The sequence below is a fragment of the Bartonella sp. CE47NXGY genome, assembly GCF_042195415.1.
Classification (GTDB): Bacteria; Pseudomonadota; Alphaproteobacteria; order Rhizobiales; family Rhizobiaceae; genus Bartonella.
Genome location: NZ_JBHIOI010000253.1, coordinates 1 through 629, shown reverse-complemented (window position 1 = coordinate 629; position 629 = coordinate 1). Strand labels below are relative to the sequence as shown.

General features: G+C 40.2%; 1 protein-coding gene. It reads left to right on the top strand.

Annotated elements, in window-relative coordinates; all coding sequences use genetic code 11:
• Window positions 1-629: tyrosine-type recombinase/integrase (locus ACFIL3_RS10940; RefSeq protein WP_375682292.1), on the top strand; the 629-nt coding region annotated here is incomplete at both ends.

Sequence of the window (629 nt, the reverse complement as noted above, 5' to 3'; positions counted from 1 at the left end):
TTTTACCATTCATGGGCGGCGCCGTGAAATGGGCTTGGGTGCTTTAAGAGATGTTTCTTTAAAACAAGCCCGTGAATGTGCAATGCAATGGCGTGCTGTTTTACGTGAAGGGCGTGATCCTATTAAAGAACGTAATAAACAAAAGCGTGAGGCAATAAGTAATCTCCATTATTTAAAAGATATTGCTTTAGATGCTTTTGAAAGTCGTAAAGCTGAATTAAAAGGTGACGGTAAAAATGGAAATTGGTTTACACCTTTACGCCTTCATATTCTTCCCAAGTTAGGCTGTTTACCCGTTTCAGAGATTACCCAAACAGAGATACGCAATACCCTTGCCCCCATTTGGCATACAAAAGCTGGAACAGCCCAAGCAGCATTGATACGTCTTAATCTTTGTCTCAAACATGCGGCTGCCTTGGGTTTGAATGTTGATTTACAAGCAACAGAAAAAGCACGTGCTCTCTTAGGAAAACAACGTCATAAGATCACTAATAGACCAGCAATGGATTGGAAAGATATACCAGCTTTTTATCAGTTCCTCTGTAAAACACAAAACATAACACATCTTGCTTTGCGCTTGCTTATCCTTACAGGGGTTCGCTCTAACCCTTTACGTCATATTCATAAAG